This is a genomic window from Methylobacterium aquaticum, assembly GCF_016804325.1.
GTDB lineage: Bacteria > Pseudomonadota > Alphaproteobacteria > Rhizobiales > Beijerinckiaceae > Methylobacterium > Methylobacterium aquaticum_C.
Window position 1 is genome coordinate 620021 of the sequence record NZ_CP043627.1, and the last position, 25706, is coordinate 645726.

The 25706-nt window shown below is 70.9% G+C and carries 19 protein-coding genes and 1 pseudogene; 9 read left to right on the forward strand and 11 right to left on the reverse strand.

Annotated elements, in window-relative coordinates:
• Positions 1–257 precede the first annotated feature (257 nt).
• Positions 258–587 carry an Hpt domain-containing protein gene (locus F1D61_RS02795; protein ID WP_203156413.1) on the reverse strand — a complete coding sequence of 110 codons (330 nt, stop codon included), beginning with the start codon at positions 585–587 and terminating at the stop codon, positions 258–260.
• Between the two features lie 205 nt (positions 588–792).
• Positions 793–2976 carry an ATP-binding protein gene (locus tag F1D61_RS02800; RefSeq protein WP_203156414.1) on the reverse strand — a complete coding sequence of 728 codons (2184 nt, stop codon included), beginning with the start codon at positions 2974–2976 and terminating at the stop codon, positions 793–795.
• A 231-nt stretch (positions 2977–3207) separates the two neighbouring features.
• On the opposite strand from F1D61_RS02800, the gene F1D61_RS02805 reads away from it, so the two are divergent.
• The 4 genes from F1D61_RS02805 (at position 3208) to F1D61_RS02820 (ending at position 7141) form a co-directional block, all read left to right on the forward strand.
• Positions 3208–3600: a PilZ domain-containing protein gene (locus tag F1D61_RS02805; protein ID WP_203156415.1), complete on the forward strand. Its 393-nt coding sequence runs from the start codon at positions 3208–3210 to the stop codon at positions 3598–3600.
• A gap of 461 nt (positions 3601–4061) precedes the next feature.
• On the forward strand, positions 4062–4253 hold the full coding sequence (locus F1D61_RS02810; RefSeq protein WP_203156416.1) for a hypothetical protein: 192 nt from the start codon (positions 4062–4064) through the stop codon (positions 4251–4253).
• A gap of 5 nt (positions 4254–4258) precedes the next feature.
• Positions 4259–4726, forward strand: a complete 468-nt coding sequence (locus F1D61_RS02815) for a YaiI/YqxD family protein (RefSeq protein WP_203156417.1) — start codon at positions 4259–4261, stop codon at positions 4724–4726.
• A gap of 81 nt (positions 4727–4807) precedes the next feature.
• Positions 4808–7141, forward strand: a complete 2334-nt coding sequence (locus tag F1D61_RS02820) for an FdhF/YdeP family oxidoreductase (RefSeq protein ID WP_203156418.1) — start codon at positions 4808–4810, stop codon at positions 7139–7141.
• 895 nt (positions 7142–8036) lie between these two features.
• Here the strand turns inward: F1D61_RS02820 and F1D61_RS02825 are convergent.
• From F1D61_RS02825 to repA, 4 genes are all read right to left on the reverse strand, one after another.
• The gene (locus F1D61_RS02825) at positions 8037–8261 is read right to left on the reverse strand and encodes a hypothetical protein (RefSeq protein ID WP_203156419.1); all 225 of its coding nucleotides are present in this window, start codon (positions 8259–8261) and stop codon (positions 8037–8039) included.
• 62 nt (positions 8262–8323) lie between these two features.
• Entirely contained in the window at positions 8324–8527 is a 204-nt protein-coding gene (locus tag F1D61_RS02830; RefSeq protein ID WP_203156420.1) for a hypothetical protein, read from the reverse strand.
• A 91-nt stretch (positions 8528–8618) separates the two neighbouring features.
• Positions 8619–9689, reverse strand: a complete 1071-nt coding sequence (gene repB, locus F1D61_RS02835) for a plasmid partitioning protein RepB (RefSeq protein WP_203156421.1) — start codon at positions 9687–9689, stop codon at positions 8619–8621.
• Complete coding sequence (repA, locus tag F1D61_RS02840; protein WP_203156422.1) at positions 9686–10894, reverse strand: plasmid partitioning protein RepA; 1209 nt, start codon at positions 10892–10894, stop codon at positions 9686–9688. The genes repB and repA overlap by 4 nt, the downstream gene beginning before the upstream one ends.
• Positions 10895–11496: 602 nt before the next feature.
• Here repA and F1D61_RS02845 point away from each other — a divergent pair.
• The 5 genes and pseudogenes from F1D61_RS02845 to F1D61_RS02865 all read left to right on the forward strand — a co-directional run bounded on the left by F1D61_RS02845 (position 11497) and on the right by F1D61_RS02865 (position 17604).
• Positions 11497–11751, forward strand: a complete 255-nt coding sequence (locus F1D61_RS02845; RefSeq protein ID WP_203156423.1) for an acyl carrier protein — start codon at positions 11497–11499, stop codon at positions 11749–11751.
• Between the two features lie 2 nt (positions 11752–11753).
• Positions 11754–12964: pseudogene (locus F1D61_RS02850) on the forward strand (acyl-CoA dehydrogenase family protein).
• Positions 12964–13932: an amino acid--[acyl-carrier-protein] ligase gene (locus F1D61_RS02855; protein ID WP_203156424.1), complete on the forward strand. Its 969-nt coding sequence runs from the start codon at positions 12964–12966 to the stop codon at positions 13930–13932. The pseudogene F1D61_RS02850 and the gene F1D61_RS02855 overlap by 1 nt, the downstream one beginning before the upstream one ends.
• A gap of 7 nt (positions 13933–13939) precedes the next feature.
• Positions 13940–14941 (forward strand): DUF1839 family protein, encoded by a 1002-nt coding sequence (locus F1D61_RS02860; RefSeq protein ID WP_203156425.1) that lies wholly within the window; start codon positions 13940–13942, stop codon positions 14939–14941.
• Positions 14942–15174: 233 nt separating this feature from the next.
• Positions 15175–17604 (forward strand): glycosyl hydrolase 2 galactose-binding domain-containing protein, encoded by a 2430-nt coding sequence (locus F1D61_RS02865; RefSeq protein WP_203156426.1) that lies wholly within the window; start codon positions 15175–15177, stop codon positions 17602–17604.
• Between the two features lie 471 nt (positions 17605–18075).
• On the opposite strand, the gene F1D61_RS02870 is transcribed toward F1D61_RS02865, so the two are convergent.
• The 5 genes from F1D61_RS02870 to F1D61_RS02890 all read right to left on the reverse strand — a co-directional run bounded on the left by F1D61_RS02870 (position 18076) and on the right by F1D61_RS02890 (position 25581).
• The gene (locus tag F1D61_RS02870) at positions 18076–20388 is read right to left on the reverse strand and encodes a PAS domain S-box protein (protein WP_203156427.1); all 2313 of its coding nucleotides are present in this window, start codon (positions 20386–20388) and stop codon (positions 18076–18078) included.
• A 273-nt stretch (positions 20389–20661) separates the two neighbouring features.
• Positions 20662–21078 (reverse strand): DUF1236 domain-containing protein, encoded by a 417-nt coding sequence (locus F1D61_RS02875; protein WP_203156428.1) that lies wholly within the window; start codon positions 21076–21078, stop codon positions 20662–20664.
• A gap of 284 nt (positions 21079–21362) precedes the next feature.
• Positions 21363–23093, reverse strand: a complete 1731-nt coding sequence (gene mqo / locus F1D61_RS02880; RefSeq protein ID WP_203156429.1) for a malate dehydrogenase (quinone) — start codon at positions 23091–23093, stop codon at positions 21363–21365.
• A 500-nt stretch (positions 23094–23593) separates the two neighbouring features.
• On the reverse strand, positions 23594–24100 hold the full coding sequence (locus F1D61_RS02885; protein WP_203156430.1) for a CYTH domain-containing protein: 507 nt from the start codon (positions 24098–24100) through the stop codon (positions 23594–23596).
• Between the two features lie 122 nt (positions 24101–24222).
• Positions 24223–25581 carry a formimidoylglutamate deiminase gene (locus F1D61_RS02890; RefSeq protein WP_203156431.1) on the reverse strand — a complete coding sequence of 453 codons (1359 nt, stop codon included), beginning with the start codon at positions 25579–25581 and terminating at the stop codon, positions 24223–24225.
• Positions 25582–25706: the final 125 nt, after the last annotated feature.

The window sequence follows — 25706 nt, forward strand, 5'->3', positions numbered from 1 at the left end:
GGTGCCTGATAGAGCGCAGCGGTGCCTCCTGCACCACCCCCACCCCTGACCCCTCCCCACAAGGGGGAGGGGAAAGCGCCCGCATTTACAAGGAGTTGACTGTCAGAGGCGACGTGTGGGTCCGTTATTCCGTGTGGCCGAGCGGAGCAGCGCTTTATTTCCGAATTGTGGCTCCGACGACGACCTCGTCTTCGCGCAGCCAATGCGGGCCATTCGATCCGGGCTCGATTGACCGGTAGCCCCTCCCCACCCCCGCCCTAACCCGTCCGGCCGAGACCGACCGGCGCCGGGGGAGCCTCCTCCAGCCCGGCAATCAGGCGACGGGTCTCGAAGGCCGCCGCGGAGCAGCGGGCCCGGGCCCGGGACAGCGCCAGCGGGAAGGCGGCGGAATCGCCCGCGACCTCGTCCTCGCCGCAGGCCTCGACCTCGGCGCAGGCCCGGGAGAGCGCTGCGAAGCCGAGCAGGCCGGCCGCCGAGACGAGGCCGTGCGCCTCGAAGCGCAGCCGCGCCCGCTCGGCCGCATCCCTCCCCTCCCCTGCCAGCGCCCCGGTGACCTGCTCGGCGAGGTGGCCCAGCAAGCGCCGCACCGCCTCCGGCGGCAGGTGGGCGCAGACGCCGTCATAGAGCGCCCGGTCGAGGGGGCGGGCTCGTCCTCCGGCGGGGCGCGGTCGAGCCAGCGGGCGAGGAGCGCGGTGAGCTCGGCCGGGGCGAAGGGCTTGCCGAGATGGTCGTCCATCCCGGCGGCGCGGAACGACTGCACCTGGTCGGGCAGCACGTTGGCGGTCATGGCGATCACCGGCACCCGCCCCGCCGCCCGGGCAGGCAGCGGATCAGCCTCGTCGCCATGGTGCCGTCGAGGCCCGGCATCTGCACGTCCATCAGCACGAGGTCGTAGGTCCCGCCCTCGACCGCCCGCACCGCCTGGAACCCGTCGGTGGCGACGTCGACGTGATGGCCGGCCTTGCGCAGCATCAGGCAGGCGAGCTCGCGGTTCACCTCGATGTCCTCGACGAGGAGGATGCGGCCGGGACGGCTCGGCAGAACGGCGGCGCGGGCCTCGGGCAGCGCCTGGTCCTCGGCCCGGGGCAGCGTCAGGGTGAACCAGAAGGTCGCGCCGCGGCCGGCTCCCGAGATCACCCCGATCTCGCCGCCCATCGCCTCGACGAGGCGGCGGCTGATGGCGAGCCCCAGGCCGGTGCCGCCGTAATCGCGGCGGATCGAGCTGTCGACCTGCGAGAAGCGCTCGAACAGCCGGCCCTGCTTGTCGGCCGGGATGCCGATGCCGGTATCGGCAACGGAGAAGCGGACCCGCTCGCCGTCCCGGCCGCTACCCTCGTGGCGCAGGGACAGGGCGACGCTGCCGCGGGGAGTGAACTTCACCGCGTTGTTGAGGAGGTTGAGGAGGATCTGGCGCAGCCGCGCCTCGTCGCCGACGAGGCGGCGCGGCAGGCTCGCATCGATGGCGCTCGCCACGTCGAGATTCTTCTCGGCCGCCGCCGCCCCGACCACGCCGAGGCAGCCCTCCGCCAGGGCCTCGATGGCGAAGGGCTCGCGGCGCAGGGCGACCGCCCCGGCCTCGACCGAGGAGAAGTCGAGGATGTCGTTGACGAGGGTGAGGAGCCCACCGGCCGAGGCGCGGGCGAGCCCCGCATAGCGCCGCAGATCCGGTTCCAGGCCGTCGGCCTGGGCGAGCAGGCCGGTGAAGCCGATGACGGCGTTCAGCGGCGTGCGGATCTCGTGGCTCATCGCCGACAGGAAATCGGTCTTGGCGGCGTTCGCCCGCTCGGCGGCGGTCCTCGCGGCCTCGGCGGCGGCCTTGGCGGATTCCGCAGCCGCCTTGGCGGCGACGAGCCCGGCCTCGGCATCCTTGCGGGCCGAGATGTCGAGGTTGAGGCCGGTCACCCGCAGCGGCCGGCCGTCCCGGTCGCGGCAGAGCCGGCCGATCGCCTGGATCCAGCGCTGCCCGCCGGGCAGCCGGACCCGGAACGCGACGTCGAAGGTGCCGCCGCCGGCGATCGCCCCGCGTAAAGCCGCGAGCGCCGGCTTGCGGTCGCCGGGCGCCAGCCGGCGCAGCCAAGCGCCGAGCGAGATTACCGCCGGGCGGTCGCCGGGCAGGCCGTGCAGCCGGGCGCTCGAAGGCGCCAGCGTCACCTCGCGGGTGACGAGGTCGAGGTCGAACAGGCCCGCCCCCGCGGCCTCCTGGGCGAGGCGCAGGAGGTCGCCGGTCTCCTCCAGCGCCTGGCGGGCGGCCAGGATCTCGTCGATGTCGAGGGCCGAGCCGAGCCAGCCGAGGAGCGCGTCGTCCTTGCGCAGGGGCTGGAACGAGAGCTGGTGCCAGCGATAGGCGCCGTCGCGGTCGCGCAGGCGCCCCTGCACCTCGCCGCTGCCGCCCTCCGTGAGGGCCACCGCGATCCGCGGCCGGTCCTCCGGGTGGTAGCGCTCCTGCCGGGCCGCCCGGCCGGGGACGATCGCCCCGAAATAGCGCTCGAAGGCCGGGTTGGCGTAGATCGTGTCGCCGGTATCGGTGCGCTCCATCCAGACGAGCTGGGGCAGCGTGTCGGCGAGCGCCCGGTAATGCGCCCGGCTGGCGCGCAGCGACGCCTCGGCGTCCTGGCGCGCGGCCGCATCGCGGATCGCCGCGATGAAGGGCGGTCCCTGCGCCGACAGCCGGGTCTCGACCCAGATCCACCGCCCGTCGGCATGGGACAGGCGATGCACCGCGGCGCCGCCCTCGGCGAGCAGGGCCGCGACACCGGCCCGGTCCTCGGGATGGACCAGTTCCGCCAGGGCGAGGCCCCGGAGGGTCTCGGGCGCGCGGCCGGTCAGCGCCCGGCTCGCCGGGGAGGCCGAGACGAGCCGGCCCGCGCCGTCGATCTCGGCGACGAGATCCGGGCAGCCGGCGAGCACCCGCCCTGCCGCGCCGCGCCCGAACAGCCGCGCGAGGGCGGCGCGCCAGCCGAACCGTGCCCCGCTCACGGCGTCATGCCCCAGGGTTCCCCGCCGCAAGGCCCTGCCGTCACAAGACGATCGCCCCGCACCGTGCCGCGCGCCGCCCTCCGCGCATGGACAACCACCGGGTGTGACCTTGCATCGAGACCCTTCGTCATGGTGGTGGTGATCTCAGGGAAAGAACGAAAAATTGTCAGATGATAGTTAACCATGAATTCATTAAACGAGACTTAACCTATCCCTGCGATCGAAACGGGCATGAATCTCACGTCCCACCCGCCACAGATCGGTTCGGCTTCCTCGGTGACGGCCCTCGCCGCCGAGTCGCGGCGCGACAGCGAGCGGCGGCGCGACCGGCGCTTTCCCGTCACCCTGTCGGCGCGGCTGCGCCATGGCGGCCGGAGCTACCGCACCGAGATCCTGAACCTGAGCCGCGGCGGCCTGCTGCTGGCACCGGTGGAGGCGGCGTTGCTGGTCCCGGACGCCACGATCCGGGTCGCGGCGGCGACGATCGGCGAGGTCGAGGCCCGGGTCGTCAGCCTGAGCGCGCTCGGCATCCACGCGCGGGTCGACGACACATCCGAGCACTTCCAGGCCGCCCTGGTGCGCCTGGCCCGGCTGACCCGGATCTGGACGGCGCCGGGGATGTAAGGGCGCATCGCCCGGACGGCCGGCCCGTCCATCCCCGTCTTGTCCGATTGCGACCGGATCGGTCGCAGTTCGAGGATAGCATTCGGCGCCGAGATCCTGCGGTCGGGTTTCGTCCGCGGGTGACGGCGATGCCGATGATCGCTTCATGTGAGTCCCGATCGCTTCGCGATGCGGATTCCGGCTTCGCACGAGCGCCGCGCGGGCATGTGATCGTCCTGCCCGCAAGAGGGGGAGCGTTCGGGCGTCGCGCCCGTCAACACATCGTTAACCCTCATCCCCGACCCTGGCCTGGTCGCGCCGACCGAGGCCGGTCGCAGTGAGAGCGGCGTTTCGGCCGGCAAACCCCCTCCCCTGCCGGGAGCTCGCCTCCCCCGCCGGGAGCTCGCCTCCTCCGCCGGGGCTCGCCGCATCGCGAATCCTCATGCGATAAGCGCGCAGGCCCCGCCCATCACAGGATGACAATGCACCTCGTCGTGACCGCCCACACCGCCACAGGCCCGCTCTCGCACCAGCGCACCTCGCCGGAGGGCGCCCTGGAGAAGGCGCAGGAACTCGAGGCCGAGGGCCACGACCACGTCGTCATCACCGACATCACCGGGCGGGACTACGCGCCGCCGGAATTCGACAGCCTGTTTCTCAATCCCGGCCGCTGACCGCCATGGCGGCGCTCACCATCCTCGTCGATGCCGATGCCTGCCCGGTCAAGGACGAGATCTACCGCGTCGCCGGGCGGCACGGCGCCCACGTGGTCGTGGTCGCCAACGCGTTCCTGAACGTGCCGCGCGAGCCGTGGATCGAGCGCGTCATCGTGTCGGACAAGTTCGATGCCGCCGACGACTGGATCGCCGAGCGGGCCGGGCCGCACACGGTGGTGGTCACCGCCGACGTGCCGCTCGCCAGCCGCTGCGTGAAGGCCGGCGCCAGCGTGCTCGGCCCCACCGGCAAGGCCTTCACCGATTCCTCGGTCGGCATGGCGCTCGCCACCCGCGACCTGATGCAGTCCTTGCGCGAGGCCGGCGCGGTGACCGGCGGGCCGAAGCCGTTCTCACCGAAGGACCGCTCCGCCTTCCTCGGTGCCCTCGACCGGGCCCTGATGCGGCTGAAGCGCGCCACGAAGGACGGCTGACGCCGGTTCCGGCGAACTTCCCCGATCCCTGCGGGTTCCCTGTCGGCGGCGGGCCTTCGTCGGCCGTACGGGAGAGCCAGCATGTCGGTCGAGGAGAAGACGGTCCATTACGACAGCCCGGCCGGCGGCTGGGGCTCCGTGCGCGGCATCGCCGAGGTGTTCGGCAAGGAATGGGCGACGCCGCTCGCCACCGAAACCCTGTTTCGCCAGAACAAGCCGAAAGGCTTCATGTGCGTCTCCTGCTCCTGGGCGAAGCCGGCGAACTACCACCCGTTCGAGTTCTGCGAGAACGGCGCCAAGGCGACCCTGTGGGAGCTGACCACCCGGCGCTGCACGCCCGACACGCTGGCCAAGCACACCCTGACCGAGCTGCGCGGCTGGAGCGACTACGACCTCGAACAGCTCGGCCGCCTGACCCACCCGATGCGCTACGACCGCGCCGCCGACCGCTACGTCGCCTGCGGCTGGGACGAGGCCTTCCAGGCGATCGGCATGGAGCTGCGCCGGCTCGACCCGAAATCGGTGGTGTTCTACTCCTCGGGACGTGCCAGCCTCGAAACCTCGTATCTCTACGCCCTGTTCGCCCGGCTCTACGGCAACAACAACCTGCCCGATTCCTCCAACATGTGCCACGAGACGACCTCGGTGGCGTTGAAGAAGGTGATCGGCGCCAGCGTCGGCACGGTCGTGTTCGACGACCTGTCCAAATGCGACGCGATGTTCTTCTTCGGCCAGAACACCGGCACCAACTCGCCGCGCTTCCTGCATCCGCTCCAGGAAGCCGCGAAACGCGGTGTGAAGATCATCACCTTCAACCCCGTGCGCGAGCGGGGGCTCGAGAGCTTCACCAACCCGCAGAGCCCGATCGAGATGCTGACCCGCTCCTCGACCCAGATCAGCGCGCAGTACCATCAGGTCCGGCCCGGCGGCGACATCGCGGTGATGCTCGGCCTGTGCAAGCACGTCTTCGCCGCCGACGACGCCGCCAAGGCGCGGGGCACCCGCATCCTCGATGTCGACTTCATCGCCCGGCACACGACCGGGCTGGACGCCTTCGAGGCGAAGGTCCGGGCGACCCCCTGGGAGGAGATCGAGCGCGAATCCGGCATCGGTCGCGCCGATATCGAGGCGGCGGGACAGGTCTATGTCGAGGCCGAGCGGGTTTGCGCCTTCTACGGCATGGGGCTGACGCAGCACGTCCACGGCTTCGAGAACGTCGCGATGGTGGTCAACCTGCTATTGCTGAAGGGCAATATCGGGCGCGAGGGCACCGGGGTGTCGCCGGTGCGCGGACACTCCAACGTCCAGGGCCAGCGCACCGTCGGCATCTCGGAGAAGCCGGAACTGGTGCCGCTCGATCGCCTGGCTGAGCAATTCGGCTTCGAGCCGCCGCGGGACAAGGGCGTCAACACGGTCGAGGCCTGCGAGGGCATCCTGTCGGGCGAGATCCGGGCCTTCATCGGGCTGGGGGGCAACTTCGTGCGGGCGATCCCCGACCAGGACCGGATGGAGAAGGCCTGGACGGGCATGCGCCTCACCGTGCAGGTCGCGACCAAGCTCAACCGCTCGCACCTCGTCAACGGCGAGATCGCCTACCTGCTGCCCTGCCTCGGCCGCACCGAGGAGGACAAGCAGGCGTCGGGCCCGCAGGCGGTGAGCATCGAGGACACGTTCAGCTGCATCTACGGCTCGCAAGGCCGCCGCACCCCGGCGAGCGATTTCCTGAAGTCCGAGGTCGCGATCGTGGCGGGGCTCGCCAAGGCGACCCTGGCGCCGAACCCGAAGGTGACATGGGATGCCTGGGTCGGCGATTACGGCCTGGTCCGCGACGAGATCGCCAGGACCTACCGGGAGGAGTTCCACGACTTCAACGACCGGCTCTGGATCCCCGGCGGCTTCTATCGCGGCAACTCGGCCCGCGAGCGGATCTGGAAGACCGAGACCGGCAAGGCGGAGTTCACTGCCCCCGAGGTCATGTCGGCGACCGGCTTCGAGGACGCGCCCGGCCGCTATCGGCTCATCACCATGCGGTCGAACGACCAGTTCAACACCACGATCTACGGCTACAGCGACCGCCTGCGCGGGATCGAGGGGACCCGCGACGTGCTTCTGATGAACCCGGGCGAGATCCGCCGCGCGGGCCTGAGCGAGGGCCAGGTCGTCACCCTCGTCAGCGATGCCGGCGACGGAATCACCCGCGAGGTGACCGGCCTCACGGTGACGCCGTTCTCCCTGCCAGACGGATGTCTGGGGGCCTATTACCCCGAGATGAACCCCCTGATGGCGCTCTCGCACCACGACATCCAGTCGGGGACGCCGGCGGCGAAATCGGTGCCGGTGCGGATCCGGCCGGATCCCGGTGGGCCGAAGACGGATCGGCGCGAGCCGACCGGGCATGCGGCGCACCCGATCTGAGGGGCGCTCCGCCATCGGGACGGGGCTTCGGGAGCCCCCTCCCCTGCCCCGAAATTTGCGCAGGAAAATGCCAGATGCCCGGGAATGACGCACAATTGTGCTTGTGCGACCGTGAATCGCCGGGTACGACTGTGATCACAGACACGAAACAGGCCGCCCTCGAGAGCGGCTCGAAGTCTGGGGAGGAAGGCCCTCGCTGAGGGCAAGCACCGCCGCGACGCCATCGCGGCGGTGCTTCCGTTTTGTCCCACATGCAGACGGGGCCGCGCAATCCGGCCAAAGGGACGAAGGCAAGCTCGCGCCGTTCCAGGCCTCGCCGGATTCGGGCCGACGCTGCCGCGCCGCTTCACCACGATCAGGATCACCAGGCCGACCCCCGTCGCGACCGCGAGCGGGTTGTCTTGCGTTGCCCCGGCAGTGATGCCTGCGTGGTCGGCGCGGTCGATGACAGACGCGAAGCCTGCCGGCATCGGGATTTCCGACCCTCCATCTCAGAGCCTGTTTGAGCAGCGTGATTTGACAAAAACTGAGAAAAATCAGGAGATATCCTACCATTCCACCTCATCCTGAGGTGTTGGCGATCAGAGATCGCACGCGATCGCAGATCGACTGACCTCGAAGGAGGCCTCCAGAAGCCTCGGCGATCCCTGGAGCCCTCCTTCGAGGCTCACTTCGTTCGCACCTCAGGATGAGGTTAGCGGGTAGGATGATCCCGTCCGCCTCAAATATTGGGTAGGAATCCTGCTCAAACAGGCTCTCAGGACGAGGTCGCGGGTGGGACGCGCGCCGGAGCCGCAGACGAGCCGTCCTGTCGTGTCTCGTGGGCGATCGGGCTCTTCACGGCGCGGCGTGCGACAGCTTCCTCGACGGCGCTGCGCCGGCTCGCCGGGGCCGGTCAGGCCCCCTGCCCCGGTTCGGGCGGCTCCGGGAACGGCGTCCAGTCGGTGAAGGCATCCGCCTCGTAGCCGTAATCGGTGGTGGCGACGTGCCAGGGTCGGCCATCCCCGAGCCGGCCGGGATCCCAGCGGATCACGGCGCGCCGGTCCGGCTCGTCCCGGTGGATGGCGATGATCCAGCGCCCGTCCCGGGGCGCGCGATCGATGGGCCTCCAATCGGTCATTGGGTGCTCCATGGCCTCATGGCTGTACCCGGTTCAACGCGCCGGGCCCGCCGCCGTTCGCTTCAGCGCGGCGCCTCGCCCCGCACCAGGCGCTCGCCCGCCTCGCATTCCCGCAAATACGTCGCCCGGTTGTCGCCGGTGATTCCACCCTGATCGGCCTTGGCCTCGCAGACCCGGCGCGCCTGCGTGGCGGCGGCATCTTGGGCCGACGCGGCCGCGGGCAACAGGACGGCGAGGGTGAAGAGGGTCGACGGGATGTGGCGCATGGCGGGCCTCGACGGGGACAGGGGCTGTCCCGAAAGAGGCCCGGCACGGCTCTTCGGTTCCCGGCCGGCCGGAAGATGAGGCTGGCCGGTCTCAGGGCCGCGCGCGGCCGGCGCGGTAGGCGGCCAGGATCTCGGGCAGCCGGTCGAGGACGTAATCGGCGAGCCCGGGTTCCGCGGTCTCGTCGAAGGACAGGGCGACCCGGTCGGACGTGCGCTCGATCCGGGCGATGCCGCGACCGGCCTCGTCGCTCCAGACCTGCGGTGGGGCTCGCTTCGCCGCGGGGGGCGAGAGCGCATTCAGCAGGGCGGCGAAGCGCTCGTTGGTCGGCTTCTCCCGGAAGCCGGGCTCGGCGAGGAGCGTGGCGATCCGGCCGGGCGCAGCCGCCTTGATCCGCTCGGCGAGCAGCATCCAGCGCGGCCGCCCGGCGGCCGGAGCCGGGCCGATCGCCCGGACGATGTCCGCCGGGACGGTGCGGGCGACCGAGATCAGGGTCGAGAGGTCGCCCTTGCCGATGCCCATCGCGGCGGTGATCGTGGCGCGCGGGAAGCCGTGCTCCTCGAGCCGGAGCGCGAAGAAGGCCCGCTCGATATAGCTCAGGTCCTGCCGCTCCAGGTTCTCCTTGCCCTGGGCCACCACCAGCTCGGCATCCGAGAGCGGACGCACGACGGCGCGGACCGCCTGTGAGAGGTGCCGCGCCGCCTGGATCCGCCGCCGGCCATAGGCGACCTGATAACGCTCCGGGCTGTCCGGATGCGGCCGTACCAGGATCGGCACCTGCTGGCCGCTCTCGCGGATGCTCTCGACGAGGGCGGCCAACCCTGGATCGTTGGCGTCGGCCACCCGGTCGGCGATGAAGGAATCGTCGATCCGCTCCGGCTCGATCTCGACGATGACGGTCCCGGTCTCGATCTCCGCCGCGGCATCGGCCCGGGCGGCGAGCCCGCGCAGGGTGCTGCTCATCGCCCGCACCGCGCCGCTGCGGCTGCGCTCCGGCGCGCGGGGGTTTGCAGCTGCAAACTCGGGTTCGGCTGGAGTCAGGTTTGCAGCTGCAAACACCTCCGGCTCCGGCGCCGGCGGAGCCTCGGGAGTGGCGGGCTTGTCCGCCGGCTTGGGTGCCGGTTTTGCACCGAACAGCGCGTCGAGGTTCGACTTGCGGCTCATGACCGGCCCCAGGCGCGGCGGATCAGGCCCTCGATCTCGCCGTTGACCGCCTCGAGCGATTCGAGCGCCCGATCGTAGGTCGAGCGCGTCACGCTCTCGCGGCCGATCTCGTAGAGGGTCTGCTTCGACAGGCCGGCATCCGACACCGCCGAGGATTTCAGCATCGGCGCGGTCAGCACCGCATCCTCGAACAGGGTTCGCAACATGCCGACGATGCGGGTCTGCGGTGCATCCTGCTGCTCGTAGCGGGTCACCAGGTAGCGCAGCCAGTCGTATTGCAGGCGCCCGCCGGACTCGGCCACCACGCCGAGCAGATCCTCGGTCATCGCCAGGAACTGGCTCATCGAGGCGACGTCGAGCATCTGCGGATGCACCGTGATGAGCAGCGAGGTCGCGGCGCAGAGCGCCGAGAGGGTGAGATAGCCGAGCTGCGGCGGGCAATCGATGACGACGATGTCGTAGGACTCGGCCACCGTCTCGATCGCGTGGGCGACCCGGTCGAAGAACAGCGGCTCGCCGGGCCGGCGGCGGCTCAGCGCCCGCGGGGTCTCGTGCTCGAACTCCATCAGTTCGAGGTTGGCCGGCACCAGGTCGAGGCCGGTGAAGTAGGTCGAGCGGACCACGGCGCTGAGCGGCCTGGCCTCGTCGTAGCGGATCGCGCCGTAGAGCGTCTCGTCGGCCCCGACATCGAGTTCGGGCTGCACGCCCAGCAGGGCCGAGAGGCTGGCCTGCGGGTCGAGGTCGATGGCGAGCACCCGGTAGCCGCGCAACACGAGCGACTGGGCGAGGTGGGCGGTGGTGGTGGTCTTGCCCGACCCGCCCTTGAAGTTCGCCACCGCCACGACCTGCAGGTGCTCGGCCCCGGATCGCCGCGGCTGGTAGCGCCGGCCACCCCGGGCATTCTCGTCGAGATGGGCGCGCAGGCCGTGGATGTCGGCGAGCGTGTAGGAGCGGCGCCCGTTCGCCGACACCTCCGGCTGCGGCCCGAGCCCGTCGGCGGCGAGCTGCTGCAGCCGCGACACCGTCACGCCGATGATCCGGGCGGCTTCCGTCGAGGTGAAGCGGCGCAGGCCCTTGGCGGCGATCGGCGGAAAGAGGCCCGAGGAGATCGCCTGAAGCTGCGCCCGCAGCGTCGCCGCGTGGGCGCCGATCATCGCGGCCGGCGCGACCGGGGCGGGAGGTTGCGGCGGGGTGTGCTGATTCATCCTCGCTTGCCCTGTTTGCAGAAAATTCGCCGGTTTGGCGTTCGAACTGCAATTGGCCCGTTTCGGCCCCGATTCGCAATCGCCGCGCCGCCATCGGCGCAAGCCTGGCGCAAGCGTCCGGCGGCAGGGGCGCAGGGCGGGGGAGGGGGCTTACCGGCACCGCGCTCCCCCGGTCAGACACGGGGCCCCCTCCGGACGGCAGGGGGGCTACCTCGAAATGGGGCGGCGTCGGCCGCTTCATCGCGCCTTCGCCCGGCGCTAGGGTCCCGGTCGGCGTCGGCACATAGGGACCAGGGTCACCCCGCCACGGCAAACCACCGGATCGTGCAATCGCGGAGACCGCGACGGGCAGCAGGCTTAATCCTCTCGGCGAAATCCGTAAGCTTGACGGAACTTCCTCCCAAGATCGGCCCGGCGGTTTGCCAGCCGTTAAGCTGTCCGGAGTGTAGTGTCCCATATCCACTCGGATCGACCCCGCCGCCCCGCAGTGGAACAGAAAATTCCCGAAAATAGACACGCGAAAATTTACCAAGAATTGGCCCCGAGATTGCAATCTCATCTGCCGAATGGGATGCTTGTCTCAAACAGGAAGGTGGTGCCTCATGGTCGAGATCTCCGACATCCGGGACGTGCTGAAGTCGCTGGAATCGCTGAAGGGCGTCGTCGACGGGCTGTCGGACGACGACGACCTGTTCGAGAAAGGGCTGGATTCCTTCGGCTCCGTGCAGCTGATGCTGGCCCTCGAGGAGCGGTTCGACATCGAGTTTCCCGATTCGGCGCTCGGCCGCCGCTCGTTCTCGACGATCCACATCATCCGGGACACCGTGGCGGGCCTGCGCCAGCAGGAGGCCGCATGAACATGCACGTCGAGGTCGCGGCGGCGTTGCCCGCCGCGACGCCGGCCCCGGCGGGCGACCTCGACGCGCGGGCCAAGCGCGTCGCGGAACACGCCGCCCGCCACGCCGACGCGGTCGACCGCGAGGGCCGCTTCCCGGCCGAGGCGGTCGCCGCGCTGAAGGCCGAGCGCCTGCTCGGCATCCAGGTCCCGCGCTCCCTGGGCGGGGAGGGGCCTCGATGAGCGAGATCGCCGAGCTCTGCGCCGTCCTCGGGCGCGCCTGCTCGGCCGCCGCGATGGTGTTCGCCATGCACCACATCAAGCTCGCGAGCCTCGTCACCCACGGGCTCGACAGCCCCTGGCACTGCACGCTGATGGAGCGGATCGCCGCGGAGCAGATGCTGATCGCCTCCTCGACCACCGAGGCCGGCATCGGGGGCGACCTGCGCAACAGCCTCTGCGCCGTCGAGGCGCAAGGCGACACGTTCCGCCTGACCAAGGAGGCGAGCGTCATCTCCTACGGCGCGCAGGCCGACCTGATCCTCGCCACCGCCCGCCGCCACACGGAGGCCGCGACCTCCGACCAGGTGCTGGTGGCGTTGCTCGCCGACCAGATCACGCTTGAGCGCACCAGCGTGTGGGACACGCTCGGCATGCGCGGCACCTGCAGCGACGGCTTCGTGCTCAAGGCCGAGGGCCTGCCGGTGGCCCAGGTGCTCCAGAAGCCCTTCGCGGAGATCGCCGCGCAATCGATGCTCGCCGCCTCGCACCTGCTCTGGGGCAGCGTGTGGTTCGGCATCAGCAGCTACGCGGTCGACCGCGCCCGCGCCTTTGTCCAGGCCGAGGCGCGCAAGAAGCCGGGCCAGGTTCCTCCGGGGGCCTTGCGCCTGGCGGAAGCCGCCAACGAGCTCCAGGCGATGAAGAGCACGGTGGTCGCCGGGCTCGCCCGCTACGAGGCCGCCAAGGGCGACCCCGATGCGTTGAGCGCGATCGGCTTCTCGATCATGCTCAACAACGTCAAGACCACCGTCTCGGTCCAGGCCGTCGACATCGTGCAGCGGGCGCTCAGCGTCGTCGGCATCATGGGCTACAAGAACGGCACCCCGTTCAGCCTCGGCCGGCAGCTGCGCGACGTCCTCTCGGCGCCGCTGATGATCAACAACGACCGCATCCTCTCCAACACCGCCAACCTTCTGCTGGTGCAGAAGGGCAGCGGCAAGCTCCTGAGCGCGTGATGGACCAGAGCCTCTCCTCCGATCTCCTGCCCGCTGCCGCCGAGGCGATCGACGACGCCGCGCCTGCGCCGCGCTCGTTCCTCGACAACCTGTTCGACCGCGGCCTCCTGATCCGCACCGGGGTCGACGGGCTCTACGGCCGCTCCGGCGCCTTCGAGAGCGTGGTCGAAGCCCTCGACCGCCTGGTCTCGCGCATCGGCGGGGCCGACGGCGCCGAGGCCTTGCGCTTCCCGCCCGGCATGGCCCGCTCCAGCTTCGAGCGCAGCGGCTACCTCAAGGGCTTCCCGCACCTCGCCGGCACGGTGCACAGCTTCTGCGGCAACGAGGCCGACCACGCCCGTCTCCTGGCCTGCCTGGATGCCGGCGAGGACTGGACCGCCAAGCAGGCCGCCACCGACATCGTCCTGACCCCGGCCGCCTGCTACCCGCTCTATCCGGTCGCCGCCGCCCGCGGCCGGCTGCCCGAGGGCGGGCTGCTGTTCGACCTGCAATCCTACTGCTTCCGGCACGAGCCGTCGCTGGAGCCGACCCGGATGCAGCTGTTCCGCATGCGCGAATACGTCCGCATGGGCACGCCCGAGCAGGTTCTGGCCTTCCGCGAGCTGTGGCTGACGCGCGGCACCAAGATGATGAGCGACCTCGGCCTGCCGCTCGCCATCGACCCGGCCAACGACCCGTTCTTCGGCCGCGCCGGCAAGATGCTGGCCAACAACCAGCGCGCCCAGGCGCTGAAGTTCGAGCTGAACGTGCCGGTCAACAGCGAGGACAAGCCGACCGCCTGCCTCAGCTTCAACTACCACCAGGACCATTTCGGCACGACCTGGGGCATCGCCCAGGCCGACGGCTCGGTGGCGCACACGGCCTGCGTCGGCTTCGGCCTGGAGCGGATCACCCTCGCGCTCCTGCGCCACCACGGCCTCGACCTCGACGCCTGGCCGGCGGATGTGCGCGCCCAGCTCTTCGGCTGAGGCTGCGATGTCGGCCGCTCTCGCTCACGCCATCGCGCCGCGGACGGAGACGTCCGCGGCCCCGATTCCTCCCCGTCCCGCGCATACGCCGCACGCGCTCCACGCCGCCGACCGGACCTGGCCGGAGACGAACTGCTACGTCGATCTCTGGATCGAGCTCCTGCACCTGCGGGGCTTACACCCCGAGGCGATGCTGGGCTTCACCCTGCGGCAGGATTTCGAGGGCGACCAGTTCACCTTCTTCAAGCCGAAGGCCGCCGACATCGAGGCGCTCTACGGCCTGGAGATCCTCGAACTGGCGCTCTACGAGGACCTGGAAAGCCACAGCCTGGTCCAGGTGGCCCGCGGCCTGCCGGTGCTGGTCGAGGTCGACGCCTTCTTCCTCCCCGACACCGCCGGCACCACCTATGGCCGCGAGGCCTCGAAGACCACGATCGCGATCCTGGCCCTCGATCCGCAAAGACGCGTCCTCGACTACGTCCACAATGCCGGACGCTTCCAGCTCGAAGGCGCCGATTACGACGGCATCTTCGCCAGGGGCCGGCTGCTTCCTTACGCCGAGTTCGTGAAGCCGTGCGGCCGAGCCTTGAGCCCGGCCGAGCTGCCGGGCGCCGCCCTGGCCCTGCTGCGCCGGCACCGCGGCCACGCGCCGGAACGGAACCCGGTCACCGCGTTCCGCGAGGCGCTGGCGAGCAAGCCGGATGCCTTCGTGCAGCGGCCGCTCACCGCCTTCCACGCCTACGCCTTCAACACCACCCGCCAGCTCGGGGCCAATTTCGAGCTTCTGGGCAGCCATCTGGCGTGGCTGACGCAGGCCGAGGCCGGACCGTTCGGCGAGGCGGCGGAGGCGGCGACGCGGCTGGCGCAGGAGGCCAAGGCGTTCCAGTTCCAGCTCGCCCGCGCCTTCGCCCGCGGCAAGCTCGCCGGACTGCCGGAGCGCCTGTCCGCGGCCGAGGCGACCTACGCGGCCGTGTTCGCGGCGCTCGACCGGGCGCTCGCGACGGAGTGAGGGCATCCATGATCGGCGGGGAACAGCCTCGCCGATGTCCTTGTCGATCCTACCGACGACCTCATCCTGAGGTGCCGGCCGATCGAAGATCGGTTGGCCTCGAAGGAGGGCTCCAGAAGTCTCCGAGATCTCTGGAGCCCTCCTTCGAGGCGAGCCATGCTCGCACCTCAGGATGAGGTCTTGGGTGTGATCGATGTCCATCCGTCTCCACCGAGCAGGCTCCGACCGACAGCATGGCCCTTCTGCGCACCGTCGACCGGCCCCTCGACGGGCCGTGGGACATGATCGTCACCGAACCCGGCGCCTGCACCGGGCCCGAGGATCTGACGAACCTCGCCGGCTTCATCCCCGCCCCGGTGCCCGGCACCGCGGCAGGCGCCCTGCGCGCGGCCGGACGCTGGTCGGACCGCGCGCCAACGCCGCTGCACGGCTCCGACATCTGGTATCGCACGCAGATCGAAGGGCGAGGCCACGAGATCCTGCGTTTCGAGGGACTGGCGACGCTGTGCGAGGTCTGGCTCGATGCCGAGCTCCTGCTCGCCTCCCGCTCGATGTTCCTCGCTCACGAGCTCGCGGTCGATCTCGAGGGCCGCCACACCCTCGCGCTCGCCTTCCGTTCGCTGGCGCAGGACCTCGCCCGACCGCACAAGCGCGGCCGCTGGCGGCCCCAGCTCGCCACGCCCGGATCGCTGCGCCACGCCCGCACCACCTTGCTCGGCTTCATGCCGGGCTGGTGTCCGAGCGTCGATGCCGTCGGGCCGTACCGGCCGATCACCCGGAGAGGGGAGGGGGCCAAGCCGGGCGAGATCGACCTGCGGGCGAGCGTCGAGGACGGGACCGGGATCCTGAGCCTCGGCTTGCGCCTCCCGGAGGCCGGTGGTCCCGTCACCCTGCGCTGCGACGGCCGCGAGACGGTGCTGGCCGAGACCGCGCCCGGCCGGTTCGAGGGCCGGCTCGAACTGCCGGGCATCGCCCTGTGGTGGCCGCACACCCATGGCGAGCCGCGGCTGCACGCCGTCACGGTCGCGGCCGGAGGCGAGACCTTCGATCTCGGCCGGGTCGGATTCCGCACCATCACGCAGACCCGCCCCTTCGCCGAGGGCCTGAGCCTCGCGGTCAACGGCGTGCCGGTCTTCTGCCGCGGCGCCTGCTGGACCCCGCCCGATCTCGTCGGGCTGCCGGGCGACCGCGCGGCTTACGCCCCCTCCTTAAGCCTCGCGGTGGAGGCCGGCATGACCATGATCCGGGTCGGCGGCACGATGCTGTACGAGGCAAAAGCCTTCCACGATCTCTGCGACGAACTCGGCCTCCTGGTCTGGCAGGACCTGATGCTGGCCAACTTCGATTATCCGACCGACGATCCGGCTTTCCGCTCGGCACTCCGGACCGAGATCGCGCAGCTCCTCGACCGGCTCCAGGCCTCGCCCTCGCTCTGCGTCGTCGGCGGCGGCAGCGAGGTCGAGCAGCAGGCGGCGATGCTGGGTTTTCCGGAATCGGTCTGGCGCGCAAGGGCCGTCGAGGCGATGGTGCGGGAGGCCGCGGCGGAGATCCGGCCCGACCTCGTCGTGGTGCCGAACTCGCCGTCGGGCGGCGACCTGCCGTTCTCCACCGATGCCGGGGTGACCCACTATTACGGTGTCGGCGCCTATTGCCGCCCGTTCGCGGATGCGCGCCGGGCCGAGGTGCGCTTTGCCTCCGAGTGCCTGGCCTTCGCCAACGTGCCGGAGCCCGTCTCGCTCGCGGAAGCCGGCCTGACCGATCCGCGCGATCCCGCCTGGGCCCTGGGCGTGCCGCGCGACCGCGGCGCCGATTGGGATTTCGAGGGCGTGCGCGACCATTATGTCGGCGCGCTCTACGGCGTCGATCCGGAATCCTTACGGCGCGACGATCCGGAGCGCTACCTGACCCTCGGCCGCTCGGCCGTCGCCGAGGTGATGGAGGCGACCGTCTCGGAATGGCGCCGCGCCGGCTCGGTCACCGCCGGCGGCCTGGTCTGGCTCTACCGCGACCTCGCGCCGGGCGCCGGCTGGGGCGTGATCGACGTGACCGGCCGGCCGAAATCGGCCTGGTATGCCCTCAAGCGCGCCTTCCGGCCGGTTCAGGCCTTGCTCACGGACGAGGGGCTGAACGGCCTCCACGCGCATCTCCTGAACGAGACCGCGGACCCGATCGAGGCGCATGTCACGCTCGCCTTCACGACGGCCGCCGGCAAGGTCGCCGCCAAGGGCGAGCGCAGCCTGACGCTCGCGCCGCGCGCCACGGTCGCCCTGTCCTCGGCCGCCCTGCTCGGCCGCTTCTTCGACGCGACCGCCGCCTATCGCTTCGGCCCGGCGGCGCACGACCTGGCGCATCTGCGGCTGACCCGCGCCGACGGGACGGTCCTCGCCGAGGCGTTCCATCACCTGGCCGGACGGGACGCGACCCCGCGGGAGATCGGCCTGTCCGCCGCCCTCGTCGACGACGGCGACCTGGTCGCGCTGCGGATCGCGGCGGAGCGGTACGCCCTCGGGGTGCATGTCGTGCTCGACGGCGAGGGGCGCCCGTCCGACAACTGGTTCCCGCTGGCGCCGGGGAGCGAGCGACGCCTCGCCTTCACCGGAACGGGCGAGCGGCCGAGCGGGACGGTGCGGGCGGTGAATGGCAGCGAGGTGGTGCGGTTCTGACCGGCCGAACGACGATTCTCACCATGATCGCCACCCTCCGCGTCATTCCGGGGCCGCATGGCGGAGCCCGGAATGACGCGGTTGGTTTGATATCTGTGGAGACCAATCGAACGAACCCTCAGTTTCGGTCGATCGGCACGACGCCCGGATCTCAGAGCCTGTTTGACTTGCGAAAATTTAGCTGCAACGACCTTTTCCATCCCTCTCGCGACCTCATCCTGAGGTGCGACTGAAAGGAGCCTCGAAGGAGGGCTCCAGAAGTCTTCGCAATCCCTGGAGCCCTCCTTCGAGGTCAGTCGATTTTCAATCGACTGACACCTCAGGATGAGGTCGTGTGTGGGAGTAAGTGTCTGAGTCGATCAAACAGGCTCTCAATCCTGAAGCGCGCGACCGTCACCACCGGCCCCTCTCCCATCCGTCGGATGGGAGACGTGCCCCAGCTCTGCACGAACTCGTCGCGGATACGTCGCCTCACTCCCCCCGCCGCAGCTCCAGCAGCGGCGCCGTGAGCGTACACACCACCCCCTCCGGCAGGTATTGCGTCGCGACCTCGCCATCGACGGTGCCGGCCAGCCCCCGTTCGATCAGGCGCGAGCCGAATCCCTTGCGGGCGGGCGGCGTGACGCGAGGACCGCCATGCTCCTGCCAGCGCAGGGCCAGGACCGGGGCGGCGGGGTCGGTGATCGTCCAGTCGAGGGTGACGTAGCCCTCGGGAGTGCGAAGGGCGCCGTACTTCACCGCGTTGGTGGCGAGTTCGTGCGCCATCAGGGCGAGGGAAAGCGCCGCCGGCGCCCCGCACGGGACCGGCGGTCCTCCGAGCCGGAACCGTCCGGGCCGGCCGTCGTCGTGGATGGCGAGGGCGTCGGCGAGCACCGCCCGAAGGTCGGCGCTCTCGCCCTCGCCGGTCAGCAGGAGGTCGTGCGCCTTGCCGAGCGCCACCAGCCGGGCCACCAGCGCCTCGCGGGCGGCGGCCGGGTCGGCGGCGTTGCGCAGGGTCTGCACGGCGATGGCCTGGACCATCGCCAGGGTGTTCTTGAGCCGGTGGCTCAGCTCGCGGTTGAGGATCTCCTGCTGCGCCTCCGCCGCCTTGCGGGCCGAGATGTCGTAGCTCACCGCCGCGAAACCCTCGAACGCCCCGCCGGGGCCCCGCAGGGCGAACAGGTTGTAGCGCACCGGCACCACCGCCCCGGTGGCGAGGTTGCGCATGCGGAATTCGCCGCTCCAGCACCCGCCGTCCCGAATCGCCGGCAGGATCGTGCCTTCGGCGAAGGGGAGGTCCTCCGGCGTGAAGACGTCGGTCAGGCGCACGTCCTGCGCCGCCTCCTCGCTGAGGCCCACCAGGGCCCGGCCGGCCGGGTTGACGTAGTCGATCCGGCCCTGCGCATCCGCGATGGCGATGAAGTCGCTCGATTGTTCGGCGACGAGGGCGAGGCGGCGAAGCGCGGCTTGCGCCTCGCGCTGCTCGGTCACGTCGAGGAAGACCGTGACCGCGGCCCGGATCGTACCGTCCTCGTCGCGGACCGGGCTGCTGGAGACCTCGAGCAGGCGCAAGGCCCCGGTCGTGCCGTTGCGGTAGCGCATCGCCTCGGCCGTCACCACCGCGCCCTCCCGCAGCGCGCGCAAGGACGGGTACTCGTCCGGCGCGTAGGGGCGACCGTCGGCGTGCTCGGCGCGGAAGGAGGCGTAGCGGGAGAGGGCGGGACCGTCGATGCCGTGGCCGAGGATCGCCTCGGCCCGGGCATTGATCAGGTTCGGGGCTCCAGGCCCGATCCCGGCGACCGAGATGCCGACCGGTGCCTGCCGGAACACCGCTTCGAGCAGGCCGCGCTCGAAGTCGAGCCGGCGTTCCGAGTCGCGCCGCTCCGCCTCGGCCCGCTTGCGCTCGGTGAGGTCGAGCATCGCGCCGATCATCCGCACCGCGCGACCGGCCTCGTCGCGGATCACCGAGCCGCGATCGAAGACGTCCGCGTAGGAGCCGTCGGCGCGGCGGAAGCGGTACTCGTCGCCCCACACCGTCCCGGCCCCGTCGATGACGGCGTGGATCGAGGCGTCGATCCGGGCGCGGTCGTCGGGATGGATGTGGTCGATCCACCACGCCGCGGTCGGCGCGACATCGGCGAGGGGGTGGCCGTAGGCCGCCTCCAGGGCCTCGTTCCAGAGCACGTGGCCGGTGGCGAAATCCCAGTCCCAGATCGCGTCCCGGGTGGCCTGGGCCGCCCGGCGGTAGCGCTCCTCGGTGGCCCGCACCGCCTCCAGGGCCACCTCCTGCTCCGCCACCGCCCGGCGCAGGGCGAACTGGGCCATCACCTGCCGTGCCAGGGCCCGCAGGTCGCCGGCCTCGGCGGCGCTCAGGCCCTCCGGCCGCGGGACGTAGTCGATCACGCAGAGCGTGCCGAGCCCCAGCCCGTCGGGCGTGCGCAGCGGCGCCCCGGCATAGAACCGGATGCCTGGCGAGGCCGTGACGAGCGGGTTGTCGCGGGTGCGGGGATCCCGGCTCAGGTCGGGGATGACGAGGAGTTCGTCCGGCTGCACCAGGGCATGGGCACAGACCGAGCGGCCGAGATCGGTCTGGGGGAGGGGAAAGCCCGTGCGGGCCTTGAACCATTGCCGGGTGCCGGCGACCAGGCTCACCAGCGCGATCGGCGTATCGCACAGGCGGCTCGCCAGGCGCACCACGTCGTCGAAGCCCTGCTCGGGCAGCGTGTCGAGGATGGCGTACGAATCGAGCGCGGCGAGGCGGTCGGGATCGCACACGATATCGAGCGGATCGGGAGTGCGTGACATGCGTGGCCGGGGCTTTCGGTCCCGGCTCTTAACGCGAAGACGGCCCGAAGGTCACGGCCGATCCCGTCACAGGCTTTCCGATCGGTCGCGCGGCGATTGCGGAGCCTCCGCGTCCGTCGCGCGCCGTAAGCGGCGCCCGGAGGCCTGTCATACCAATGGCCCAAGATGCTGACGCATCGGGCCATTGAGCCATCTCGAATTTTCTATAACAAGCCAGAGGCTTGACGAAAATTCGAGAACGGAACCAAAGGTCGTTTCCAACGACCGTTGGTATCAGTCGATCACCTCGACGATGCGGCGCGTCCCGGGCTCGACCAGCACCGGGTGGTCGTTGACGATGGTGTAGTTGAAGCCCTTGAGCGCGAATTCCGGCGGCACGTCGTAGTAGATCACGCCCTCGGGCGGCAGCACGGTCCCGACGCGCACCGGCCCGTCATGGCGGAAGGACGGCCGGTGCTCGCCCGCGGCGTAGATGCGGAAGCGCTCGCGCCGGTCGATGCCCAGGATGCTGTTGGCGGTGCCGACGGCGGCCCCGATGGCCCCGCCCACCACCGCGCCCACCGGCCCGGCGATCGCCTCGCCCCGGGCCGCGCCGTCCTGGGCCCCGCGGGCCGTGCCCTGTGCCTGGGCGGCGCCGATCCCGAAGCCGAGGAGGAGGGCCGTGGTGGCGAGGCGCAGGGCGATGGTCATGGGTGGTGTCTCGGGACCGGCCGGGAGCTTGGCCGTATCGGGAGAACGGTGGGGATGCAGGACCGGTTCCCCGTCCGGAGAGGATCGAACCGTTCTGAGAGGCGCCCTCTGGATCAGCGTCGCGCTGCCCCTCTCCCGGCCTGCTCCGCAGAGGGAGGAGGGGGGACCCGCGCCATTCTTGTCCCGGACGGTTCTACACGCGGGAAGGGGAGGGGGCTCACGCCCCAGCACCACCCCACCTGTGACGGTGGAGCGATCACCCCGCCGTCGCGGACCGGGCCACCTCAGGGCGCCAGGTCGCCGACCGGCCCCTTGACCGGCGCGTCGTTGCCGTTGAGCACGGTGTCGCTCACCGGGGTGGGCTTGAGCGGGCCGCGGTCGATCGCCGGCGGGGCCGGCAGTTGCAGCTGCTCGCTGGTATAGGCCCAGGCTTGCGCCACCTTCTCCGGGTCGTCGTTGAGCCGCTGGCCGTAGCTCGGGACGATCCGGCGGATCTTCTCCTGCCAGTCGGGCGTGGCGACGTTCTTCGAAAAGACCTTCTGGAGCACCTCCAGCATGATCGGCGCCGCGGTCGAGGCGCCGGGCGAGGCGCCGAGCAGGGCGGCGATGCTGCCGTCCTTGGCCGCGACGATCTCGGTGCCGAGCTTCAGCACGCCGCCCTTGTCCGTGTCGCGCTTGATGATCTGCACGCGCTGGCCGGCCTGCCACAGGCGCCACTCGTCCTTCTTGGCCCTCGGGAAGTACTCCCGCAGGGCCGCCAGGCGGTCGTCGTCGGAGAGCATCAGCTGGCCGGCGAGGTACTCGACCAGCGGGTACTCGTCGAAGCCGACCTTCATCATCGGCCAGACGTTGCTGGTCGTGGTCGAGGTCAGGAGGTCGAAATACGAGCCCTCCTTCAGGAACTTGGTCGAGAAGGTCGCGAAGGGGCCGAACAGGAGGACGCGCTTGCCCCCGAGCACGCGGGTGTCGAGATGGGGCACCGACATCGGCGGCGAGCCGACCGAGGCCTTGCCGTAGGCCTTGGCGAGGTGGAGCGTCGCCACGTCCGGATTCTCGTTGATCAGGAACGAGCCGCCGACGGGGAAGCCGGCATAGTCCCGGCCCTCCGGGATGCCGGAGGCCTGGAGCAGGTGCAGCGCGCCGCCGCCGGCGCCGATGAACACGAACTTGGCGTCGATGGCCTGGCGCGACCCGTCCTTGAGGTTGCGCGCGGTGACGCGCCAGGAGCCGTCCGGGTTCTTCGTGATGCCCTGGACCTCGGTCGAGACGTCGAGGCGGAAGCTCTTCTGGGTCTTCAGGTGGGCGACGTACTGGCGGGTAACCTCGCCCCACTCGACGTCGGTGCCGAGCGGCGACCAGGTCGCGGCGACCGTCTGGTTCGGGTCGCGTCCCTCCATCATCAGGGGGACCCATTGCTTCAGCTGACCGGGATCGGTCGAGAACGCCATCCCGGCGAACAGCGGGCTCGCCTTCAGCGCCTCGTAGCGCTTCTTCAGATAGGCGACGTTGTCGTCACCCCAGACGAAGCTCATATGGGGCGTGTAGTTGATGAACGACTTCGGGTTCTTGAGGACGCCGTTCTTCACCTGCCAGGCGAGGAACTGGCGGGTGACCTGGAACGCCTCGTTGATCTCGACCGCCTTGGCGATCTCGATCTTACCCTTCTTCTCGGGCGTGTAGTTCAGCTCGGCAAGCGCCGAGTGGCCGGTGCCGGCATTGTTCCAGCCGTTCGAGCTTTCCAGCGCGACCTGGTCGAGGCGCTCGATCATCCGGATCGACCAGCCGGGCTCCAGCTCGTTGAGCCAGACGCCGAGCGTCGCGCTCATGATGCCGCCGCCGATCAGCAGCACGTCGGTCTTGTCGGCGCTCTGCGCGACGGCGAGCGATTCGGGCAGCGCCGAGGCCGCGAGGCCGGCGGCCGCACCGCCGAGGATCTGGCGGCGGCTCACGCCGGTCGGGCAGGTCTCCTTGGACGAGGAGGACTTCAGGGAGGTGGTCTTGTCGTCGGCACGCATGGCCAGATCCCGTTCTCGTGCGGGCCGGCGGGTGCGCAGAGACACCCTCGGCCGTGACAGGCGTCAGATCGCGACGGCGGGCGGGCCCGCGCGTCCAAGGCCATTCGGGTGGGTTTCCTCGTCGCCGTCGCGGTCCCTCGGCCGTGGTCGGCCGGTCCCTCGCGACGGGGGTTCCGCTCCCGGTCTGGGGCGGGGGGCGTCACTCCGCCGAAGACGCGAGGCATCAGGGCGTGGGAGACACCCGTGAACCGGCCTCGGAGGCGGGAAGGACGCTGGCCGGTTCGGCTCGATGATCTTGCGGCCGGCTCATAGCCGATGTGAACGGCAAGCACAATCGCCCCGCGACCGCCACTCCGACCGTATCGATCATCGTCGCGCCAGAGCAGTATCGGAAGTTGTCAACACTTCCTCGACGGCGGCGCATGAGAATTATATTGCCTATCCTGCGGCTTCCGCTTCAGGGGGCGCCGCTGACGCGGACGAGACCGCGGGTCGGGCCATCACAGCGCCGCCGCGATCACCTCGGTCAGGGTCACCGGGCGGCCGGCCTCGCGGGCGAGGCGCAGCAGGGTCGACTGGCGGAAGCGGGCATCCGCCGTGACCTCGCGGCCGAGCCAGTCCGGCAGGGCGACGACCTGCGCCTCGTGCTCCAGCTCGATCTCGGCGAGCACCATGCCGGCGAGCGCGCCGCCATACTCGTCCACCGTCCAGACCATGCCGTCATGGGGCACGCAGTGGCGCGTCTTCTCGATCAGGCAGGTCTCGCAGACGAGGTGCAGCATCGCCTCGGCCTCGTCCCGCGGGATCTCGTACTCGAATTCCGGCCGGGACAGGCCGTCGCGCCGGCCCTTGACGGTGAGCCAGGCGCGCTCGTCGTCGAGCCGCACCCGCACCTTGCCGCCGGCGAACTCGCCCACGAGCCCGTCCGTGAGCCGGTGCCGGCTCACCGCGTGCTCGCGCCAGCCCGCATGGGCGACCAGGAACTTCCGCTCGACCTCGTACCGCATCACTCTCGAGCCAGGCCCGGCGCCGTTGCCGGGGCGGCGGGGCTGATAGCCGATCGGACCTGGGAGGGCCAGGGCCATTCCGACAGTTCCGTGACGGCGCGCGGCGCAAGGAGCCTAGGCCGTCACTCCGCCATCAACCGCCGGAGCACCGCCGCATACCGCGCGCCCACCGCCTCCCGGGCCCGGTGCCGCCCATCCGCGACGACCTGCCGGCCCGCCACCCAGACCGCGTCGACCGCCCGCGACCCGGCCGCGAAGATCCAGCCGTCGAGGAGGGCGTCGCCGTGCCGTTCGAGGAGTGCCGGATCCGTCCCGGCCAGCGCCACGCAATCGGCCGGAGCCCCCAGCTTGAGCCCGCCTGCTTCCGCCGCCAGCGCCTGGATGCCGCCGGCGAAAGCCGCGTCGAACAGGGCCCGCCCCGTCGAGGCGCCCGGGGCGGCGAGCACGTTGCGCTGGCGCTCTCCGAGGCGCTGGGCGTATTCGAGCTGGCGCAGCTCGTCGGCCGCGCCCACCAGCACGTTCGAATCGGTGCCGATTCCGTAGCGCCCGCCCGCCGCGACGAAGCCGGGGGCGGGGAAGATGCCGTCGCCGAGGCTGGCTTCCGTCACCGGGCACAGGCCCGCGACGGCGCCGCTTTGCGCACATCGCGTCGTCTCGTCCGGCGTCATGTGGGTGGCGTGGATCAGGCACCATTGCGGGCCGAGCCCGGCATGGTCGAGGAGCCATTGCACCGGGCGCGCGCCGGACCAGGCCAGGCAATCCTCCACCTCCCGCACCTGCTCGGCCACGTGGATGTGGACCGGCCCGCCTTCCGCCAGGGCGACGGACGCCGACAGATCCTCCGGCGTCACCGCCCGCAGGCTGTGGGGCGCGACGCCGAGGGTGGCGCCGGGCAGCGTCGCCAGGGCGGCGCGGGATTCCGCGACGAGGCGCCCGAACAGGTCGAGGTCGCTGACGAAGCGACGCTGCCCCTCATTCGGGGCCGCGCCGCCGAAATTCGACCAGCGGTAGAGCACCGGCAGCAGGGAGAGGCGCAGGCCCGTGAGGGAGGCCGCGGCGGCGATCCGCTCCGCCATCTCGGCGACGTTCCCGTAGGGGCGCCCGTCCGGGCCGTGGTGCAGGTAGTGGAACTCGCCGACCCGGGTGAAGCCGGATTCGAGCATCTCGAGATAGGCTTGCGCTGCGACCGCCTCGGCCTCGTCCGGGCTCATCCGCAGGGCGAAGCGGTACATCGTCTCGCGCCAGGTCCAGAACGTGTCGGAGGACGGCCCCCGCCGCTCGGCCAGCCCCGCCATGCCGCGCTGGAAGGCGTGGCTGTGCAGGTTCGGCAGGCCCGGCACCAGCACGGCGACCCGGGTATCCCCGGGAAGCGGCGCAGCGCCCGCCTCCAGGGCCGAGAACCGCCCCTCGGTCACGGTCAGCCGGAGATCGGCCTGCCAGCCCGTGGGCGTCAGGGCCTGGGCGGCGTGCAGCACGGTCATCGGAGCATCCCCTGCATCGGCGCGTCTCCTGCATCGGGCGATGCGCTCCCGCGCCTCGCCATTCATGTCTATACAAAGCGGATCGCTCATGTCTATACATATACGCGAATCACGAGGAGATGCGC

Excerpts from the sequence above, each read along its gene's own strand:
- F1D61_RS02815 (WP_203156417.1), top strand. The coding sequence starts at position 4,259 with ATGGCGGCGCTCACCATCCTCGTCGATGCCGATGCCTGCCCGGTCAAG.
- F1D61_RS02845 (WP_203156423.1), top strand. The coding sequence starts at position 11,497 with ATGGTCGAGATCTCCGACATCCGGGACGTGCTGAAGTCGCTGGAATCG.
- repB (WP_203156421.1), bottom strand. The coding sequence starts at position 9,689 with ATGAGCCGCAAGTCGAACCTCGACGCGCTGTTCGGTGCAAAACCGGCA.
- F1D61_RS02860 (WP_203156425.1), top strand. The coding sequence starts at position 13,940 with ATGTCGGCCGCTCTCGCTCACGCCATCGCGCCGCGGACGGAGACGTCC.
- F1D61_RS02890 (WP_203156431.1), bottom strand. The coding sequence starts at position 25,581 with ATGACCGTGCTGCACGCCGCCCAGGCCCTGACGCCCACGGGCTGGCAG.
- F1D61_RS02830 (WP_203156420.1), bottom strand. The coding sequence starts at position 8,527 with ATGCGCCACATCCCGTCGACCCTCTTCACCCTCGCCGTCCTGTTGCCC.
- repA (WP_203156422.1), bottom strand. The coding sequence starts at position 10,894 with ATGAATCAGCACACCCCGCCGCAACCTCCCGCCCCGGTCGCGCCGGCC.
- F1D61_RS02885 (WP_203156430.1), bottom strand. The coding sequence starts at position 24,100 with ATGCGGTACGAGGTCGAGCGGAAGTTCCTGGTCGCCCATGCGGGCTGG.
- mqo (WP_203156429.1), bottom strand. The coding sequence starts at position 23,093 with ATGCGTGCCGACGACAAGACCACCTCCCTGAAGTCCTCCTCGTCCAAG.
- F1D61_RS02805 (WP_203156415.1), top strand. The coding sequence starts at position 3,208 with ATGAATCTCACGTCCCACCCGCCACAGATCGGTTCGGCTTCCTCGGTG.
- F1D61_RS02810 (WP_203156416.1), top strand. The coding sequence starts at position 4,062 with ATGCACCTCGTCGTGACCGCCCACACCGCCACAGGCCCGCTCTCGCAC.
- F1D61_RS02875 (WP_203156428.1), bottom strand. The coding sequence starts at position 21,078 with ATGACCATCGCCCTGCGCCTCGCCACCACGGCCCTCCTCCTCGGCTTC.
- F1D61_RS02865 (WP_203156426.1), top strand. The coding sequence starts at position 15,175 with ATGGCCCTTCTGCGCACCGTCGACCGGCCCCTCGACGGGCCGTGGGAC.
- F1D61_RS02870 (WP_203156427.1), bottom strand. The coding sequence starts at position 20,388 with ATGTCACGCACTCCCGATCCGCTCGATATCGTGTGCGATCCCGACCGC.
- F1D61_RS02820 (WP_203156418.1), top strand. The coding sequence starts at position 4,808 with ATGTCGGTCGAGGAGAAGACGGTCCATTACGACAGCCCGGCCGGCGGC.
- F1D61_RS02855 (WP_203156424.1), top strand. The coding sequence starts at position 12,964 with ATGGACCAGAGCCTCTCCTCCGATCTCCTGCCCGCTGCCGCCGAGGCG.
- F1D61_RS02825 (WP_203156419.1), bottom strand. The coding sequence starts at position 8,261 with ATGACCGATTGGAGGCCCATCGATCGCGCGCCCCGGGACGGGCGCTGG.